The organism is Pantoea sp. Ap-870 (genome assembly GCF_011752515.1).
GTDB lineage: Bacteria > Pseudomonadota > Gammaproteobacteria > Enterobacterales > Enterobacteriaceae > Pantoea > Pantoea dispersa.
Map to the genome: position 1 here is coordinate 1,048,600 of NZ_VWXG01000001.1, position 15,930 is coordinate 1,064,529.

The 15,930-nt window shown below is 59.3% G+C and carries 14 protein-coding genes; 7 read left to right on the plus strand and 7 right to left on the minus strand.

The window, feature by feature from the left end:
• Positions 1–193: 193 nt before the first annotated feature.
• The gene (locus F3J41_RS05120) at positions 194–1,870 is read left to right on the plus strand and encodes a methyl-accepting chemotaxis protein (RefSeq protein WP_058774711.1); all 1,677 of its coding nucleotides are present in this window, start codon (positions 194–196) and stop codon (positions 1,868–1,870) included.
• Here F3J41_RS05120 and F3J41_RS05125 read toward each other — a convergent pair.
• Positions 1,828–2,709, minus strand: coding sequence for a LysR substrate-binding domain-containing protein (locus F3J41_RS05125; RefSeq protein WP_150361039.1), 882 nt, complete (start codon positions 2,707–2,709; stop codon positions 1,828–1,830). The genes F3J41_RS05120 and F3J41_RS05125 overlap by 43 nt on opposite strands.
• Before the next feature lie 125 nt (positions 2,710–2,834).
• On the opposite strand from F3J41_RS05125, the gene F3J41_RS05130 reads away from it, so the two are divergent.
• The gene (locus F3J41_RS05130) at positions 2,835–4,001 is read left to right on the plus strand and encodes a methionine aminotransferase (RefSeq protein WP_166710270.1); all 1,167 of its coding nucleotides are present in this window, start codon (positions 2,835–2,837) and stop codon (positions 3,999–4,001) included.
• A 14-nt stretch (positions 4,002–4,015) separates the two neighbouring features.
• Entirely contained in the window at positions 4,016–4,795 is a 780-nt protein-coding gene (locus F3J41_RS05135; protein WP_021506096.1) for a transporter substrate-binding domain-containing protein, read from the plus strand.
• Positions 4,796–4,858: 63 nt separating this feature from the next.
• Here the strand turns inward: F3J41_RS05135 and pepT are convergent, their stop codons facing one another.
• Entirely contained in the window at positions 4,859–6,085 is a 1,227-nt protein-coding gene (pepT, locus tag F3J41_RS05140) for a peptidase T (protein ID WP_159378186.1), read from the minus strand.
• A gap of 114 nt (positions 6,086–6,199) precedes the next feature.
• On the opposite strand from pepT, the gene F3J41_RS05145 reads away from it, so the two are divergent.
• Entirely contained in the window at positions 6,200–7,795 is a 1,596-nt protein-coding gene (locus F3J41_RS05145; protein WP_021506094.1) for an ABC transporter substrate-binding protein, read from the plus strand.
• Here F3J41_RS05145 and F3J41_RS05150 read toward each other — a convergent pair.
• On the minus strand, positions 7,785–8,699 hold the full coding sequence (locus F3J41_RS05150) for a LysR family transcriptional regulator (RefSeq protein ID WP_021506093.1): 915 nt from the start codon (positions 8,697–8,699) through the stop codon (positions 7,785–7,787). The two genes, F3J41_RS05145 and F3J41_RS05150, sit on opposite strands and share 11 nt — an antisense overlap.
• Before the next feature lie 147 nt (positions 8,700–8,846).
• Here F3J41_RS05150 and F3J41_RS05155 point away from each other — a divergent pair, with 147 nt between their 5' ends.
• Together F3J41_RS05155 and F3J41_RS05160 are read left to right on the plus strand one after the other, a co-directional pair.
• On the plus strand, positions 8,847–10,268 hold the full coding sequence (locus F3J41_RS05155) for a M20 family metallopeptidase (RefSeq protein WP_021506092.1): 1,422 nt from the start codon (positions 8,847–8,849) through the stop codon (positions 10,266–10,268).
• A complete protein-coding gene (locus tag F3J41_RS05160) occupies positions 10,265–11,539 on the plus strand; it encodes an MFS transporter (RefSeq protein ID WP_166710118.1) in 1,275 nt (424 codons plus the stop codon). Before F3J41_RS05155 ends, F3J41_RS05160 begins: the two co-directional genes overlap by 4 nt.
• 40 nt (positions 11,540–11,579) lie before the next feature.
• Here F3J41_RS05160 and aldA read toward each other — a convergent pair whose 3' ends face one another.
• The 3 genes from aldA to F3J41_RS05175 all read right to left on the minus strand — a co-directional run bounded on the left by aldA (position 11,580) and on the right by F3J41_RS05175 (position 13,612).
• Positions 11,580–13,016, minus strand: a complete 1,437-nt coding sequence (gene aldA, locus F3J41_RS05165) for an aldehyde dehydrogenase (RefSeq protein WP_166710120.1) — start codon at positions 13,014–13,016, stop codon at positions 11,580–11,582.
• A 159-nt stretch (positions 13,017–13,175) separates the two neighbouring features.
• On the minus strand, positions 13,176–13,274 hold the full coding sequence (locus F3J41_RS05170; RefSeq protein ID WP_021313714.1) for a YoaK family small membrane protein: 99 nt from the start codon (positions 13,272–13,274) through the stop codon (positions 13,176–13,178).
• Positions 13,275–13,288: 14 nt separating this feature from the next.
• A complete protein-coding gene (locus F3J41_RS05175; RefSeq protein WP_058780589.1) occupies positions 13,289–13,612 on the minus strand; it encodes a hypothetical protein in 324 nt (107 codons plus the stop codon).
• Positions 13,613–13,979: 367 nt separating this feature from the next.
• Between F3J41_RS05175 and rhaT the strand changes: the two genes are divergently transcribed.
• Entirely contained in the window at positions 13,980–15,014 is a 1,035-nt protein-coding gene (gene rhaT / locus F3J41_RS05180; RefSeq protein ID WP_166710122.1) for an L-rhamnose/proton symporter RhaT, read from the plus strand.
• A gap of 41 nt (positions 15,015–15,055) precedes the next feature.
• Here the strand turns inward: rhaT and rhaR are convergent, their stop codons facing one another.
• Positions 15,056–15,922, minus strand: a complete 867-nt coding sequence (rhaR, locus tag F3J41_RS05185; protein ID WP_058758520.1) for an HTH-type transcriptional activator RhaR — start codon at positions 15,920–15,922, stop codon at positions 15,056–15,058.
• Between the last annotated feature and the right edge of the window lie 8 nt (positions 15,923–15,930).

Consider the following 15,930-nt stretch of genomic DNA (forward strand, 5'->3'; position numbering starts at 1 on the left):
AAAACATCAATGTTTTTTTAAGGCAAATTGGCCGCTATCTGCCTGATTTTACGACCGCTCAGCCGCTCCGCGCGGCACCTCATCCTGCAATTAATTAGCTTACAAAACATTTATCTTTTCCCGGTTCGCTGCCGATAAATACCCTAAGCCCTGTTTTATCCGGGCTGCCAGCGTTCACACCAGGGGATTATGTATGGGTATGTTAAAAAACTTCACGATTCGCGCCGTTATGCTGACCATTCTCGGGCTTTTCTGCCTGTTATGGTGTGGCGTAGGGCTGTTCAGCGTCCACTCGCTGAATGCGCTCGGCGAGGGTAACGAGATTGATCGTCAGCTGGTAAACCAGATGACGGCGCTCAGCAAAGGCAACGATCAATATTTCCGCGTGGTCACGCGTCTGTCGCGGGTAATGGAAGGCCGCACCGCCGGTAACGCGCCGACCGCAGAAGCGTTCGCGCCGGTGCAGCAGGCACTGGATAACATGAAACAGCAGTTAAGCCAGTTCAAAGCCATGGCGCCGGGTCCGATGGACAGCGAGACGGTGAACAATGTGATCAGCAGCTGGCAGAAACTGCTGGATGAGGGGATCGCACCACAGGTGGCGCTGGCGCAGCAGGCTTCACTGGATGCATGGCGCGCGCAGGCCAACAATGTCACGCCGCCGCTGAGCCGGGCGTTTGGTGCCAGCGCAGAAGCGTTTAATCAGGCCGCCAGCAGCAAGCTGGATGAGACCCGCGTGACCGTGGATACGCTTACCAGCATGACCAAAGTGATTATTGTGTCGGCGGTGGTGTTCGGCTTATTGATTCTGCTGTTCACTGACCGTTACCTGGTGACGATGCTGGTGAAACCGCTGGATCGCATCCGTAACCATTTCACGGTGATTGCGCAGGGCGATCTCAGCCAGCCGGTGGAAGAATTTGGCCGCAACTGCGTCGGCAAACTGGTGCCACTGCTGCGGGCGATGCAGGACAGCCTGCGTGAAGCAGTCAGCGCCATCCGCAGCGGCACGGAGAACATCTATCGCGGCGCGGCAGAAATTTCAGCCGGCAATAACGATCTTTCATCGCGCACCGAAGAGCAGGCGGCCGCGCTGGAACAGACCGCGGCCAGCATGGAGCAACTGACCGCCACGGTGAAATTCAACGCCGACAACGCACGTCAGGCCAGCGCGCTGGCGGAGACCGCCACCGGCACCGCACAGCAGGGCGGCCGTCTGGTTGGCGAAGTGGTGACCACCATGCAGGGCATTTCCGGCAGTTCGAAAAAGATTGCCGAAATCACCAGCGTGATCAACGGCATCGCCTTCCAGACCAACATCCTGGCGCTCAACGCGGCAGTCGAAGCGGCGCGTGCCGGTGAGCAGGGGCGCGGCTTTGCCGTGGTGGCCAGCGAAGTGCGCAACCTGGCGCAACGCAGCGCCGGCGCCGCAAAAGAGATCGCCACGCTGATTGAAGATTCGGTGTCACGCGTTGAAAAGGGCTCGGAGCTGGTCAGCAGCGCTGGCAGCACCATGCATGACATTCTGAAGTCGGTGCAGGATGTGAATGAGATCATGAAGCACATCGCTGCCGCGTCGGAAGAGCAGAGCAAAGGGATTTCGCAGGTCGGCACCGCCGTCACCGAAATGGACAGCGTCACCCAGCAGAACGCATCGCTGGTGGAGCAGGTGTCGGCGGCGGCCAGCGCGCTGGAGCGTCAGACCGAAGAGCTGCAGGCGTCGGTGGCGAAGTTCCGCCTGTCCGACAGCGCGCCGCGCGCGCAGGCCGTAGCATCCGCTGCCGCGCCTGCGCTGCGCCGGCCGGTGTTATCTGCCGCCGCAGGCGCTCAGGGTAAACCCGCCAGCAGTGAAGAGTGGGTTTCATTCTGAGGCTGACACAACCACGCCACCAGCTGCGGCAAAAACGGTGGCGCATCTTTTTCCGCCCGCTGTAACAGGCTGTAGCTCGCCCCGGTTGCCACACTCGCGGCAAACGGGGCGATTAACCGCCCATTCGCCAAATCATTCTCCACCAGCGTAATATCCGCCACCGTCACGCCAAATCCCTGAATCGCCGCGCTGATCGCCAAATCCATGGTGGCGAAGTGCTGATTGCGCGCCATCGGCAGCTGCTCCGCCTGGCCGGACAGCCACAGCTGCCAGTCGCGCGTATCGCCGGTCGGATGCAGGAAGGTGAATCTGGCCAGTTCGCTGACATGGCGCGGCGCCGGCACGCTGCTGGCCAGCACCGGCGTCAGGCGCTCGGCAAACAGCGGAATGGCACCGGCAGGCGGCGTGCCGAACACAATTGCCGCATCAAAGTTTTCCAGCTGCGACGCATGATCGAGCGTGGTGGTTAGCGCCACGTGTATGTCAGGCCGCTGCTGCTCCAGCGCCACCAGGCGCGGCACCAGCCAGCGCATGGCGCAGGTCGGGGCTTTCAGCCGAATCGAGGCGTTGCTGCGGCTGGCTTTCTCAGTGGCATTGACCAGCAGATTGAATCCCTGCTGCAGCTCCGGCAGCAGCGCCGCGCCCTGATCGGTGAGATGCAGACCGCGCGCGTGGCGTTCAAACAGGGCAAATCCCAGCCAGCTCTCCAGCGCCGCAATTTTGCGGCTCACCGCACCCTGAGTGATGCACAGTTCGCTGGCGGCGCGCGTCAGGTTGAGATGACGCGCGGTGACCAGAAAGGCGTGAATGGCGTTGAGTGGCAGAGCAGAGCGGGACATAACGGCCTCGAGCTATGATTTTTTATCATGGCTATTATGACAACAATTCGCTTGTCGACTCAAGCGTCGCGCCGTTGAATAGAAATCTACTTACGATACGTGTTTATGCAACCTGTGGAGCAATGATGACCCTGAACAGCAGCGTGAAGCTCTCCTCCAAACAGCCGGACGTCGGCACCACCATTTTTAGCGTGATCGGCCAGCTGTCCGCACAGCACCAGGCCGTTAATCTCTCTCAGGGCGCACCCAATTTCCCGTGTGACCCGCAGCTGGTTGAGCTGGTCAGCCAGGCGATGCGCGACGGCCATAATCAGTACGCCGCCATGACCGGTTTACCGGCGCTGCGCGAAGCGCTGGCGGAGAAAGTGCACCGCCTGTATGGCCAGCAGTACGATGCCGCCAGCGAAGTCCTGATCACCGGCAGTGCCAGTCAGGGCATCTACATGGCGATTTCGGCGCTGGTGCACCCGGGAGATGAAGTGATCTTCTTTGAGCCGGCCTTTGACAGCTACGCGCCGGTGGTGCGGTTACAGGGCGCGACGCCGATCGGCCTCAAGCTGCAGGTGCCGGATTTTGCGATTGACTGGGACGAACTGCGTGCCGCGATCACGCCGCGTACGCGCATGATCATCATCAATACGCCACATAACCCGAGCGGACAGGTGCTGAATGCCGCCGATCTCGACCAGCTGGCGGCCCTGACGCGTAATACCGACATCGTGGTGTTGTCTGATGAAGTCTACGAACACATCGTGTTTGACGGCCAGACGCACTGCGGCATGGCCACGCACGCGGAACTGGCACAGCGTAGCGTGGTGGTGTCCTCCTTCGGTAAAACCTTCCACGTCACCGGCTGGCGCGTCGGCTATGCGCTGGCGCCTGCTGCGCTGATGGCGGAGATCGTCAAGGTGCATCAGTTCATGATGTACGCCGCCGATACGCCGATGCAGGTTGGCTTCGCGCAGTATCTGCAGAACCCGCAAAACTATCTGCAGCTGTCGTCGTTTTATCAGGCGAAGCGCGATCGGCTGCAGACGCTGCTGCAGGATTCACCGTTCAGGCTGTTACCGAGCGCCGGTTCGTTCTTTACGTTGGCCAGCTACGGACATTTCAGTGACGAAAGCGACAGTGAAATGGTAAAACGTCTCATCGTCGATCACGGTGTGGCTACCATTCCGCTGTCGGCGTTTTATATGGATGGCACTGACAATAAATTAATCCGCCTTTCTTTTGCTAAAGACGACGCAACGCTCGAAGCCGGCGCGCAGGCGCTGTGCCGGGTTAAAGGGTAATTAGGGGAAAAATAATGAAAAAACTGAACGCACTGTTTATCGCACTGGGCATGATCACCTCCGTGCAGGCGCTGGCGCAGGAGAGCCTGCGCTATGGCCTGGAGTCGCAATATCCGCCGTTTGAAAGCCGCAATGCTCAGGGCGAACTGGAAGGCTTCGACATCGAGCTGGGTAAAGCTATCTGTCAGGTCGGCCATTTTGACTGCAAATGGGTTGAGAGCAGCTTTGATGCGCTGATCCCGGCGCTGCAGGCGAAAAAATTCGATGCGATTAACTCGGCGATGAACATCACCGAGGCGCGGGCGAAAAGTATCGACTTCACCAACCCGATCTACCGCATTCCCACCATGTTGATTGTGAAGCAGGGCGAGAAACTCGAGCCGACGGCGGCGTCGCTGAAAGGAAAAAATATCGGCGTGCTGCAGGGCTCAATCCAGGAAACCTACGCTAAAAAGCACTGGGAATCCCAGGGCGTGACGGTGACGTCGTATCAGGATCAGAACCAGGTATACAACGACATGGTCGCTGGCCGTCTTGACGGTACGCTGGTGATGTCCGCCGCCGGTCAGTCTGGTTTCCTCGATAAGCCGCAGGGCAAAGGTTTCGCCTTCGCCGGTAAGCCGGTGGAAGACGACACCATTCTCGGTTCCGGCATTGGTTTCGGTCTGCGCAAAGGCGATAGCAAGCTGAAAGGTGAACTGGATGCGGCCATCGCCAAAGTCCAGGCCGACGGCACCGTGACTAAACTGGCGGCGAAATTCTTCCCGGGCATTGACGTCAGCGTTAGCAAATAAGCGGGTGTCAGCCTGACCGGCAGTCGCCGGTCAGGCAGTTTCAACATTTCTCTGCAACCGCGCTTATCGGGCTGCCAGATAACAGAGCGCTTCCGCCACCTGATACGACTTCACAAATGACGGGATCGGCAGGAATTCAAAGCGCGAATGGAAATTGTGCGCGCCGGTGAAGAAATTCGGCGTCAGTAACCCTTTGGCCGACAGCGCAGACCCATCGGTGCCGCCGCGCATCGGAATCACTTTAGGTTCCACGCCCACCTGCTGCAGCGCAGCAAAAATCAGATCGATTGCCCGCCGGTCCTCACCTATCGCGTTACTGATGTTGCTATAGATATCATTGATCTTCAGCGCGACGTGACCAGTCGGATAGTGCGCGGCGATCTGATCGGCGACTTCCACCAGCTGCTGCTTCTTCGCATCAAAACCTTTTAAATCGAAATCGCGAATCGACGCTTTCAATACCGCCTGGCTGGCATTGGCCTGCATATCATTGAACCAGATATAGCCTTCGCGCCCGGCGGTATGTTCGGGCGTGGCAAGCCGGTCGAAGCGGGCGATGAAGTCGTGCGCCATCAGCAGCGGATTCACCAGCACGCCTTTGCCCGACATGGGATGCGCCGGCACGCCGGTGAAGGTAATTTCAGCGGAGGCGCCGTTGAAGCATTCGTACACCACTTCGCCCAGCTCGCAGCAGTCGATGGTCCAGGCGAAATCGACGTTAAAGCGCGTCTCCAGGTCCAGCGCCTTGGCGCCGCGCAGGCCGATCTCTTCATCCGGCACAAACGCCACCACCACATCACCGTGCTCGCCACGCAGGTTCTCCACCAGCGTCATCACCACGCTGACTGCCGCTTTGTTGTCGGCCCCCAGCACGCTGGTGCCGTCGCTGAACACAATCTCCTGACCGACATACGGCAGGATTTCCGGATGCTCCGCCACCCGCAGCCAGATGTCCTGCTGCGCATTCAGACACAGATCCGCGCCCTCAAAGCGCAGGGTTTGCGGATGGATATCCGGCGATAGCCCGACATCCACGGTATCAATATGGGTGATAAAGCCTACGCGCGGCGCGCCAGGCCGCTTGCCCGGTTTCACGGCGGTCACCGTGGCATGCTGATCAATCACCACATCCTGCAGACCGAGATCGCGCAGCTCCTGCGCCAGCAGTTCCGCCATGGCATGTTGCGACGGCGTACTGGGCAGCGTGCTGGATTTGGCATCGCTCTGGCTGGAGACCGCCAGATAACGGTAAAAACGCTGGGTCAGCTGACGGGCAAGTTGGTCTGTCATCACAATTCCTTATTAGCTTTGCGCCACTGGAGATACGCCAGACGGCTAAATCATGTTATTTATGAAATAAATACCGATGCTGGCTCATGGAAGTCAATAAAAAGCGAGAAGACGATGAAAAAGATGATAGGAAAACTGGCGCTTAGCGCACTGGGGTTAGCGGTTGCAGGCGGCGTCTCGGCGAAGACGCTGGTTTACTGTTCTGAAGGCTCGCCGGAAAACTTCAATCCGCAGCTCTACACCTCCGGTACCAGCGTGGACGCCAGCGCCGTGCCGATTTTTAACCGCCTGGTGGATTTCAAACCGGGCACCACCGAGCTGGTGCCCAGCCTGGCGGAGCGCTGGGAGATCAGCCCGGACGGCAAGGTGTATACCTTCCATCTGCGCAAAGGGGTTAAGTTCCAGAGCAATAAACTGTTTACGCCGTCACGCGATCTCAACGCCGACGACGTGATCTTCTCGTTTATGCGCCAGCTGGATACGAAAAACCCGTATCACACCGTTTCGGGCGGTAACTATGCCAACTTTGAAAGCCTCGAGCTGGCAAAACTGATCACCCGTATCGATAAGGTGGATGATCTGACAGTGCGGATTACGCTGGCCCATGCCGAAGCGCCGTTTCTCGCCGATCTGGCGTGGTATTTCGCCTCGATTCACTCGGCGGAATATGCCGACCAGATGCTGAAAGCCGGTACGCCGGAAAAAGTGGACATGCAGCCGATTGGCACCGGACCGTTTGAGCTGGTGCAGTATCAAAAAGATTCCCGCATTCTCTACAAAGCCTTCCCGCAGTACTGGCAGGGCAAAGCAAAGATCGATCGTCTGGTGTTTTCCATCACCCCGGACGCCTCGGTGCGCTATGCCAAACTGGAGAAAAACGAGTGCCAGGTGATGCCGTTCCCTAATCCGGCCGATCTCGACAACATGCGCCACAACCCGAACATCACGCTGGAACAGAAATCTGGCCTCAACACCGGTTTCCTGTCGTTCAACACCACCAAAGCCCCGCTGGACAACGTGAAAGTGCGCCAGGCGCTGGCGATGGCCATCAATAAGCAGGCGATCATTGATGCCATCTTCAAAGGTACCGGCACGGTGGCGAAGAATATTCTGCCGCCGGATGTGTGGAGTGCTGATAAAGATCTGCAGGATTACGCCTACGATCCGCAACAGGCCAAAGCGCTGCTGCAGCAGGCCGGCATTCAGCCGGGCACCGAAATTTCGCTGTGGGCGATGCCGGTCCAGCGGCCGTATAATCCCAACGCCCGCCGCATGGCTGAGATGATTCAGGCCGACTGGGCAAAAGTGGGCATCAAAGCCAACATCGTCAGCTATGAGTGGGGCGAATACCTCAAGCGCGTTAAGGGCGGCGAGCATCAGGCGGCGCTGATGGGCTGGACCACCGCCACCGGCGATCCGGATAACTTCTTCGGGCCATTGTACAGCTGCACCTCGGCGAACGGCGGCTCCAACTCGTCCAAATGGTGCTATGCGCCGTTTGAGAAAATCATCACCGAGGCGCGCGCCGAGCAAAATCACGACAAGCGCGTGGCGTTATACCGTGAGGCGCAGGAGATGATGCATGACCAGATGCCGGCGGTAATGATTGCGCACTCAACGATTTTCGAGCCGGTGCGTAAATCGGTCAGCGGCTACCAGGTGGATCCGTTCGGCAAGCACATCTTCTATCCGGTGGATATCACGCCTTAATCGCAGCGGACAGCGCGCTGAGCTGCTGTTGCAGAAAGGTCAGAAACAGAGTCAGGGCGGCGCTACGGGGTCGCCCTGACTGCGTCTGCAGCTGCAGCGTACGCTGGCTCAGCTGATCGATATTGACCGCGCGCATCACCAGACCCTGCTGCTGGGCCTCTTCCGCCAGGGTAAAACTGCTGCAAATGGTCACCGCCAGCGGCGTGCGCAGTAGAAAATGAAACAGGGTGGAGAAGTTGTCGCAGGTCAGCACCGGTTCAATCAGGTGGCCACTCATGTGGCTGGCCAGCTCAAACAGCTGGCGTACCGTGGTGTTTTGCTGCGGTAGCGCCAGCGGATAGTGGCTAAGATCGGCCAGCGCCACCTGCGGCACGCCCGCCAGCGGATGGCTGTCATGCATCACCAGCAACACCGGCGCCGGCCATGAGCCCACCACCTCAACCGCACGTTCCGCGTGCAGGCTAAACTGCAATGCCACGTCGCACTCGCCGCTGCGCAGCAGTTCAGCCACGCCCTGCGCGCTAGCCACCCGGACGTCAAACAGCACGCCGGGATGATCGCGGCGAAAGGCGGCAATCAGCCGGGGCAGCAGGGTAAACGCCAGCCCGTCGGTACAGGCGACACGAATCAGCGTGCGCCGCACCGCCTTCAGGCCTTTGATCTCCGCCAGCGCATACTCCATATCCAGCAGATTTTTGCGCACGTGATGGGCAAAAATCTCGCCGGCCTCGGTCAGCACCATGCCGCGCGCATGACGGGCAAACAGCGTCACGCCCAGCTGCTGCTCCAGCCGCTGAATCTGGCGGCTAATGGCAGAGACCGCCACAAACAGCTGGGCGCTGGCCGCGCTGAGCGAACCGCAATCGGCTACCGCGAGAAAATAACGCATTTCCGTGCTTAACATGCCATGGCCTCCGTCTGTGCCTGCCTCGAAATCGGGCAACGCAGCTTTGCTTTAAAGGCAAATCTTACTCGATAAATTGATAATTGTGGCAAAGCTGCCTTTCCGCAAAGATGAAAAAACAGCAGACCTATAACAGGCAGGGCAAACATGACAGCACAACAGGCGGTTCAGCAGGCCACCGCATATTTCGACAGCGGGGAATTTCAACGTATCCTGGCGCGCCGCGTGGCGTGGCGCACCGAGAGCCAGCGCGACGATCGCGATGCGGCGCTACAGGACTATTTGCAGCAGGAGATTGCGCCGCAACTGCAGGCGCTGGGCTTCACGCTACAGCTCATCGATAACCCACACGCCGCCGGCCGGCCATTCCTCGTGGCGGTGCGCATGGAAGATCCCGCCTTACCGACCTTGCTGAGCTACGGGCACGGTGATGTGGTATTCGGCGATGACGAAAACTGGCGCAGCGGGCTGTCGCCGTGGCAGCTGACCGAAGAGGGTGATCGCTGGTACGGGCGTGGCAGCGCCGACAACAAAGGTCAACACTGCGTCAATCTTGCGGCGCTGGAGCAGGTTTACCAGGCGCGCGGCGGCCGTCTCGGCTTTAACTGCAAATGGCTGTTTGAGATGGGCGAAGAGATCAGCTCGCCGGGGCTGGCGCAGCTGTGTCAGCAGCAGGCGGAACTGTTGCAGGCTGACCTGTTCATTGCCTCAGACGGTCCGCGGCTCAACGCCGTGCGGCCGACGCTGTTCCTCGGTTCGCGCGGTGCGGTAAATTTCCGTCTGACCATCAACGCGCGTGACAATGCTTATCACTCCGGCAACTGGGGCGGACTGCTGAGCAATCCCGGCACCCGGCTGGCCAGCGCCATCGCCACGCTGGTGGACGCACAGGGCGTGCTGCAGGTTGAGGCGCTGCGGCCCGATTCGCTGACCCCGCAGGTGCGCGCCATTCTCAGCGATATCGAGGTGGGTGGCATGCCAGGCGATCCCGCGATTGACACCAACTGGGGCGAGCCAGGCCTGACGCCTGCCGAACGCCTGTACGGCTGGAACACGCTGGAAGTGCTGTCGTTTCTCACCGGTAACCCGGCGCGCCCGATGAATGCCATTCCCGGCAGCGCGACAGCGGTGTGCCAGCTGCGTTTTGTGGTCGGTACCGACTGGCAGCTGCTGGCGCAGCACGTCAGCGCGCATCTGGCGCAGCACGGCTTCCATGATGTTGAGGTTGAATTTTTGCGTGGTTCACCCGCCACGCGTCTGGATCCTGACGATCCGCTGGTGCACTGGGTGCTGAACAGCATGGCGGCAACCAGCGGCAAAAAACCGGCGCTGCTGCCCAACCTTGGTGGATCGCTGCCAAATGAGGTGTTCGCGGAGATTCTGGGCCTGCCAACGCTGTGGGTGCCACATTCGTATCCCGCCTGCGGTCAGCATGGCGTGAATGAGCACATGCTGAAATCGATTGCCCGCGAAGGGCTGCAGATCATGACGCAGCTGCTGTGGGAGCTGGGCGAGCAGGGCACGCAATGGCTGGCGCAACACCGCGCCTATGCCGGAGGTGGCGCATGAGCAGCCTCAGCCATAGCGCGCCGCTGAGCGGCGTGAAGCCAAACCTGCACAAAACGCTGTTTGCAACCTGCATTGGTAATGCGCTGGAGTGGTTCGACATTGCGGTGTATGGCTTTTTCGCCAGCTATATCGCCCACGCCTTCTTTCCCACCAGCGATGCGTCGGTCTCGCTGCTGCTGACCTTTGGCAGCTTCGGCGTCTCGTTCCTGATTCGCCCGCTGGGTGCGGTGGTGCTGGGCAACTATGCCGATCGCCACGGGCGTAAAAAAGCGCTGCTGCTCTCCATCAACCTGATGATGCTTGGCGGAGCCATCATCACGTTTATGCCGGGCTACGACAGCATCGGCCTGCTCGCACCGCTGCTGATCCTGCTGGCGCGCCTGGTGCAGGGCTTCTCTGCCGGTGGCGAATTTGGCAGCTCTACGGCGTTTCTGGTCGAGCATTTTCCCGAGCGCAAAGCCTTTATCGCCAGCTGGCAATTCGCCACCCAGGGCGCCAGCACGCTGATGGCCTCGGCGTTTGGTCTCGGTCTGACGCAGATCCTGAGCGAAGGCCAGATTCAGGCGTGGGGCTGGCGTATTCCGTTTGCCTTCGGCCTGCTGATTGGCCCGCTCGGGCTGTATATCCGCCGTCACGTGCACGAGCCCGCCAGCTTTGCTGCGCAGACACCGGAAGCGGCCCCGCTGAAACGGCTGTTTGGCCGGCAAAAAGCGCTGATGCTGCTGGCGATTGGCCTGATGGTGATCTCAACGGCGGTCAACTACATGCTCAACTACGTGCCGACCTACGCAACTAAAAACCTGCATCTGCCGGGCTCGGTGGCCTTTACCGCCACGTTGCTGGCCGGAGTGATTCTGACGGTGGTGACGCCGCTGATGGGATGGTGGGCGGAGCGCATTGGCCGCCTGCCGCTAATGTGGGGATCGCTCATACTGCTGATGGTCACCATCTATCCGGCCTTTCGGCTGGTGGTCAATCACACCACGCCGGCCACGCTGATTGTGCTGGTATGCTGGATGGCGCTGCTGAAATCGATCTATTTTTCTACCGTACCCTCGGTGATGGCGGATCTGTTCCCGATTGGTACGCGCGCCAGCGGCATGGCCATCAGCTATAACATTGCGGTCACGGTGTTTGGCGGTTTTGCGCCGCTGATTTGCACGCTGCTGATCAGCGCTACCGGCACCAGTCTGGCGCCGGGCTACTACCTGATGGCGATGTCGCTCTTAAGCGGGGTAGCGCTGCTGCGCAGTCAGAAACGGATACGCTAAGTGGCAACCGGTGCGCGCACTGCGCACCGGTGTTTACGCATCAGGCAAACTGCAGATAGGAGACGTGCGTTTGCAGATACTCCTCCAGCCCGTGGCGGCCATCGGCACCGCCGATGCCGGATTTGCGCCAGCCGGCATGGAACCCCTGCATCGCTTCAAAATTTTCGCGGTTAATGTAGGTTTCCCCGAATTTCAGCCGGCGCAGCGCGATCATCGCGGTGTTCAGATCGCGGGTATACAGCGATGAGGTCAGGCCATAGTCGCAGTCGTTAGCCAGCGCGATGGCTTCATCCAGCGTGTTAAAGCGCATCACCGGCAGCACCGGGCCAAAAATTTCCTCACGCATGATCGCCATCTCCTGACGTACCCCGGTGATGATGGTCGGTTCAAAATAAAAGCCACGTTCACCGGCGCGTTTGCCGCCCAGCACCACCTTGCCGCCCTGCGCAACGGCGCTGGCAACCTTTTGCCCGACACGGTCGCACGCGGCTGCGCTAATCAGCGGCCCCATATCCACATCGGCCTGCTGCGCCGGATCGCCAAATTTCACCTGCCGCATCGCCACGGTCAGGGCACTGATAAAGCGATCGTAAATGCCGTCTTGCACATACACGCGCTCGGCGCAGTTACACACCTGACCGCTGTTAATAATGCGCGAACTGACGATAGCCCTGACGGCCAGATCGAGGTCGGCGTCGTCCATGACAATTGCCGGCGCTTTACCGCCCAACTCCAGCGACACTTTGGTCACATTCGGTGCCGCGGCGGCCATGGTGGCGATGCCGGCGTTGACACTGCCGGTCAGGCTCACTAACCCGACTTTAGGATTGGCGGCCAGTTCCTGTCCCACCTCCGGGCCATAGCCGTAAACGATGTTAATTACCCCGGGCGGCAGGCCGAGGTCGTCGATAATGGCGGCGAACAGGGCGGCGTTGTTCGGGGTGATCTCACTCGGCTTCAGCACGATAGTGTTGCCGGTGATCAGCGCCGGTGCCGCTTTGCGCGCAATCAGGAAGAAGGGAAAATTCCACGGCAGAATGCCGGTGGTCACGCCAATCGCTTTCTTAAACACAAAGATGTTTTCGTTTGGGCGATCGCTGTTGACGATTTCCCCTTCGTAGCGTCGCGCCCATTCCGCCATGTAGTCGAAGTAGTCAGCGGTAAACAGCACTTCGGTTTGCGCCAGCGCCTGGGTTTTGCCGCCCTCCGCGACGAGGGTGGCGCTCAGCTCAGGCTCGCGCTGGCGAATTGCCGTGGCGATGCGGTGCAGCCAGCCGCCGCGCGTCACCGCCGGTAACGCTTCCCAGCCGGGCTGAGCGGCTTCTGCGGCGGCAATGGCTGCCGCCGCCTGCTGTTTGCTGCCCTGGGGCACGCGTGACAGCAGGGTCTCCGTCGCCGGGTTAATCACTTCAATCCAGCTATCGTTATGCGCCTCGACAAACGCGCCATTAATGTAGTGTTGATGATGAAGGGTCATGTGCAGGGGCTCCACGCTCGGTTTTGTTAAACTGATGTGAAGGAAGAGTGAAGCAGATGAACACTGGCGACCTTTTTATCACTGCCAGCACCGGCAGGGCGCTGGCAATAGCGGCAAGAATCACGCGACCGACGCAGCATTCTGCGTCAGTGGACCTTTTCAGGAACCGGGCATCATGGCGCCGCTGGCAATAAACCAGACCAGAAAACTGACACCGGCAACGATAATGGCGATGGGGAACAGCAGACCGATTTTCATATGCATCCTGAGCGTTAGGCGAGCTGGATTAGCGCGCGGTGGGTTTTCATCATACTGAATAGCTGAAATTGTGTCGCGTCATCGACCTGACGCAGATGTTCGCCTTTCTGATACTGAATCTGATGCACATGGCCGAGCTGACGCCACACCACAATGGCTGACGCCAGCAGCGCGCAGTTCTCTTCGCTCTGCACGCAGTCCAGCGTGGCGTAGTGAGTAGTATCTAAGCCATTAATGAACACATTCAGCGCCTCGGGCGGCACGATGGCGCGGATGTCATCCAGCATCACGCGGCTCACCGCCTGCGACAGCACCAGCGTTAACCGTTTGCTCTTCATCTCAATCCCTGGTTCCGATGATTTTTCCCACGTTATACGGATTTAACCCCGTCGGGGGAAGTGCTTCGCGCAGCTTTGTGTGAGTGCCATGTTAAGCGGCGCGCTGGCAACAGAGGAAAAATTGTGCCGATCAACACAACATAAATTAAAAATATGCCGAATAATAAGCAACTTAGAGAACTTATCCGGCATAACAGCGGCAAATGCGAATTTGTGATCCTTATGTTGCATACCCCCCCGATTTTGCCAGTCAGCCTGGCTTTACGGCAACCATCTAAAGGCTGAGTCCACGCAGTGCGCCATAGACTGCCACTAATCGGAAACCGCAGGTGTTTCCGTCTGGCCTCAACCTTACGAAGGAATAACAATGAACAGTGCCATTCTTGCAGGTATCTTCTGGCATCTGGTGGGTGCCGCCAGCGCCGCCTGTTTTTATGCTCCGTTTAAACAGGTTAAAAAATGGTCATGGGAAACCATGTGGTCGGTCGGCGGCGTGATGTCGTGGCTGATTCTGCCCTGGGCAGTCAGTGCTGCGCTGTTACCGAACTTCTGGGCGTACTACAGCAGTTTCAGTTTATCGCAGCTGCTGCCGGTGTTTCTGTTCGGTGCCATGTGGGGCATCGGCAACATCAACTATGGCCTCACCATGCGCTATCTGGGGATGTCGATGGGGATTGGCATCGCCATTGGCATTACGCTGGTGGTGGGGACGCTGATGACGCCGCTGTTGCAGGGCCGATTCGTTGAACTGTTCAGCTCCGCCGGCGGCCGGATGACGCTGCTGGGCGTACTGGTTGCGCTGCTGGGTGTGGCGATTGTGTCGCGCGCCGGGCTGCTAAAGGAACGGGCGCTGGGGATTAACGCCGAAGATTTCAACCTGAAGAAAGGCCTGGTGCTGGCGGTGCTGTGCGGCATCTTCTCGGCTGGCATGTCATTTGCCATGGATGCGGCGAAGCCGATGCATGAAGCCGCTGCCAGTCTGGGCATCAATCCGCTGTATGTGGCATTGCCGAGTTACGTGGTGATCATGGGCGGTGGCGCGCTGTTCAACCTCGCGTACTGCTTTATCCGCCTGGCGGTGAAGCCGGAGCTTTCGCTGCGCCGCGACTTTTCCGTGGCAAAACCGCTGCTGATCGCCAACATCGCCTTCGCCGTGCTGGGGGGAACCATGTGGTATCTGCAGTTCTTCTTTTATGCCTGGGGCCACGCAAAAATTCCTCCGCAGTACGACTTCGTAAGCTGGATGCTGCACATGAGCCTGTACGTGCTGTGCGGCGGCCTGGTAGGACTGGTGCTGAAGGAGTGGAAATCGGTGGGGCGTCGACCGGTGAGCGTGTTATCGATTGGCTGCGTGGTGATCATTATCGCGGCAAACATTGTCGGTCTCGGTATGGCCGCCTGACCGCGCTTAACATCACACCGCCTGACGCGTCTCTGCGCGCGTCAGGCTTTTTCTTTGTCTGCCATCGGTTCGCGCGGCGACAAAAAACGCTGACGCCACGCGCTGGGTGTTAACCCGGTTTCGCGCGTAAACACCACGGAAAAGTAGTTGCTGTCATCAAACCCGCAGCGCGCCGCCACTTCGCTAATCAGACATGCCTGCGTGCGCAACAGATATTTTGCCTGACACAGCTGCAGCTGACGCAGATAGTGGCCGATGGTCATGCCGGTTTGCTGACGGAACAGCTGTTTCAGCGACCGTTCGCTGAGCTGATTTTGCTGGCAGAAATGGGGCAGATCGAAGGGGCGGCTGATATCGCCGAGCAGCGCCGACATCAGCAGATCGAGCTGTTCGCCCTCCGGCAGCACCCACGGGCGATCGGCGGCATAGCCGTGACGGCGCAATATCAGTGCCAGCTGCAAAAACAGCGCTTCCGACAGCTGAATCGATAGCGAATCGCTTTTGCGACTTTCGCGCTCCAGCTGGCTGATGACGCCGCGCGCCAGCGCCATGCCGCGCGTGGTCAGACGCCAGCTGGCGGGTGTCTCTTCATCCTGTGGCGGCAGCAGCTGCTGCCAGTCGAGCGCCAGGCTGAAGCGATCGCGGCAGTAGAGAATATTGTCTAGCGCCAGGTCGTTGACGCTATCAAAGCTGTGGCAATCACTGTCGCGGATGTAAAACACATCGCCGCAGGTGATCAGCCACGGCCGATCGTTGAGGATATGCAGGCCATTACCGCGCCAGACAATCACAATCTCGCTGAATTCATGCCGGTGCGGTGGGAAAGAGGGCTGCGGCATGCGTTCTGCCACGGCTATGGGCAAATTGCTGGCCGGGAAGTAATCCTCGCGCGTCAGTAACAGCGGCATGTCAGCCC

Excerpts from the sequence above, each read along its gene's own strand:
- F3J41_RS05120 (WP_058774711.1), top strand. The coding sequence starts at position 194 with ATGGGTATGTTAAAAAACTTCACGATTCGCGCCGTTATGCTGACCATT.
- F3J41_RS05125 (WP_150361039.1), bottom strand. The coding sequence starts at position 2,709 with ATGTCCCGCTCTGCTCTGCCACTCAACGCCATTCACGCCTTTCTGGTC.
- F3J41_RS05130 (WP_166710270.1), top strand. The coding sequence starts at position 2,835 with ATGACCCTGAACAGCAGCGTGAAGCTCTCCTCCAAACAGCCGGACGTC.
- F3J41_RS05135 (WP_021506096.1), top strand. The coding sequence starts at position 4,016 with ATGAAAAAACTGAACGCACTGTTTATCGCACTGGGCATGATCACCTCC.
- pepT (WP_159378186.1), bottom strand. The coding sequence starts at position 6,085 with ATGACAGACCAACTTGCCCGTCAGCTGACCCAGCGTTTTTACCGTTAT.
- F3J41_RS05145 (WP_021506094.1), top strand. The coding sequence starts at position 6,200 with ATGAAAAAGATGATAGGAAAACTGGCGCTTAGCGCACTGGGGTTAGCG.
- F3J41_RS05150 (WP_021506093.1), bottom strand. The coding sequence starts at position 8,699 with ATGTTAAGCACGGAAATGCGTTATTTTCTCGCGGTAGCCGATTGCGGT.
- F3J41_RS05155 (WP_021506092.1), top strand. The coding sequence starts at position 8,847 with ATGACAGCACAACAGGCGGTTCAGCAGGCCACCGCATATTTCGACAGC.
- F3J41_RS05160 (WP_166710118.1), top strand. The coding sequence starts at position 10,265 with ATGAGCAGCCTCAGCCATAGCGCGCCGCTGAGCGGCGTGAAGCCAAAC.
- aldA (WP_166710120.1), bottom strand. The coding sequence starts at position 13,016 with ATGACCCTTCATCATCAACACTACATTAATGGCGCGTTTGTCGAGGCG.
- F3J41_RS05170 (WP_021313714.1), bottom strand. The coding sequence starts at position 13,274 with ATGAAAATCGGTCTGCTGTTCCCCATCGCCATTATCGTTGCCGGTGTC.
- F3J41_RS05175 (WP_058780589.1), bottom strand. The coding sequence starts at position 13,612 with ATGAAGAGCAAACGGTTAACGCTGGTGCTGTCGCAGGCGGTGAGCCGC.
- rhaT (WP_166710122.1), top strand. The coding sequence starts at position 13,980 with ATGAACAGTGCCATTCTTGCAGGTATCTTCTGGCATCTGGTGGGTGCC.
- rhaR (WP_058758520.1), bottom strand. The coding sequence starts at position 15,922 with ATGCCGCTGTTACTGACGCGCGAGGATTACTTCCCGGCCAGCAATTTG.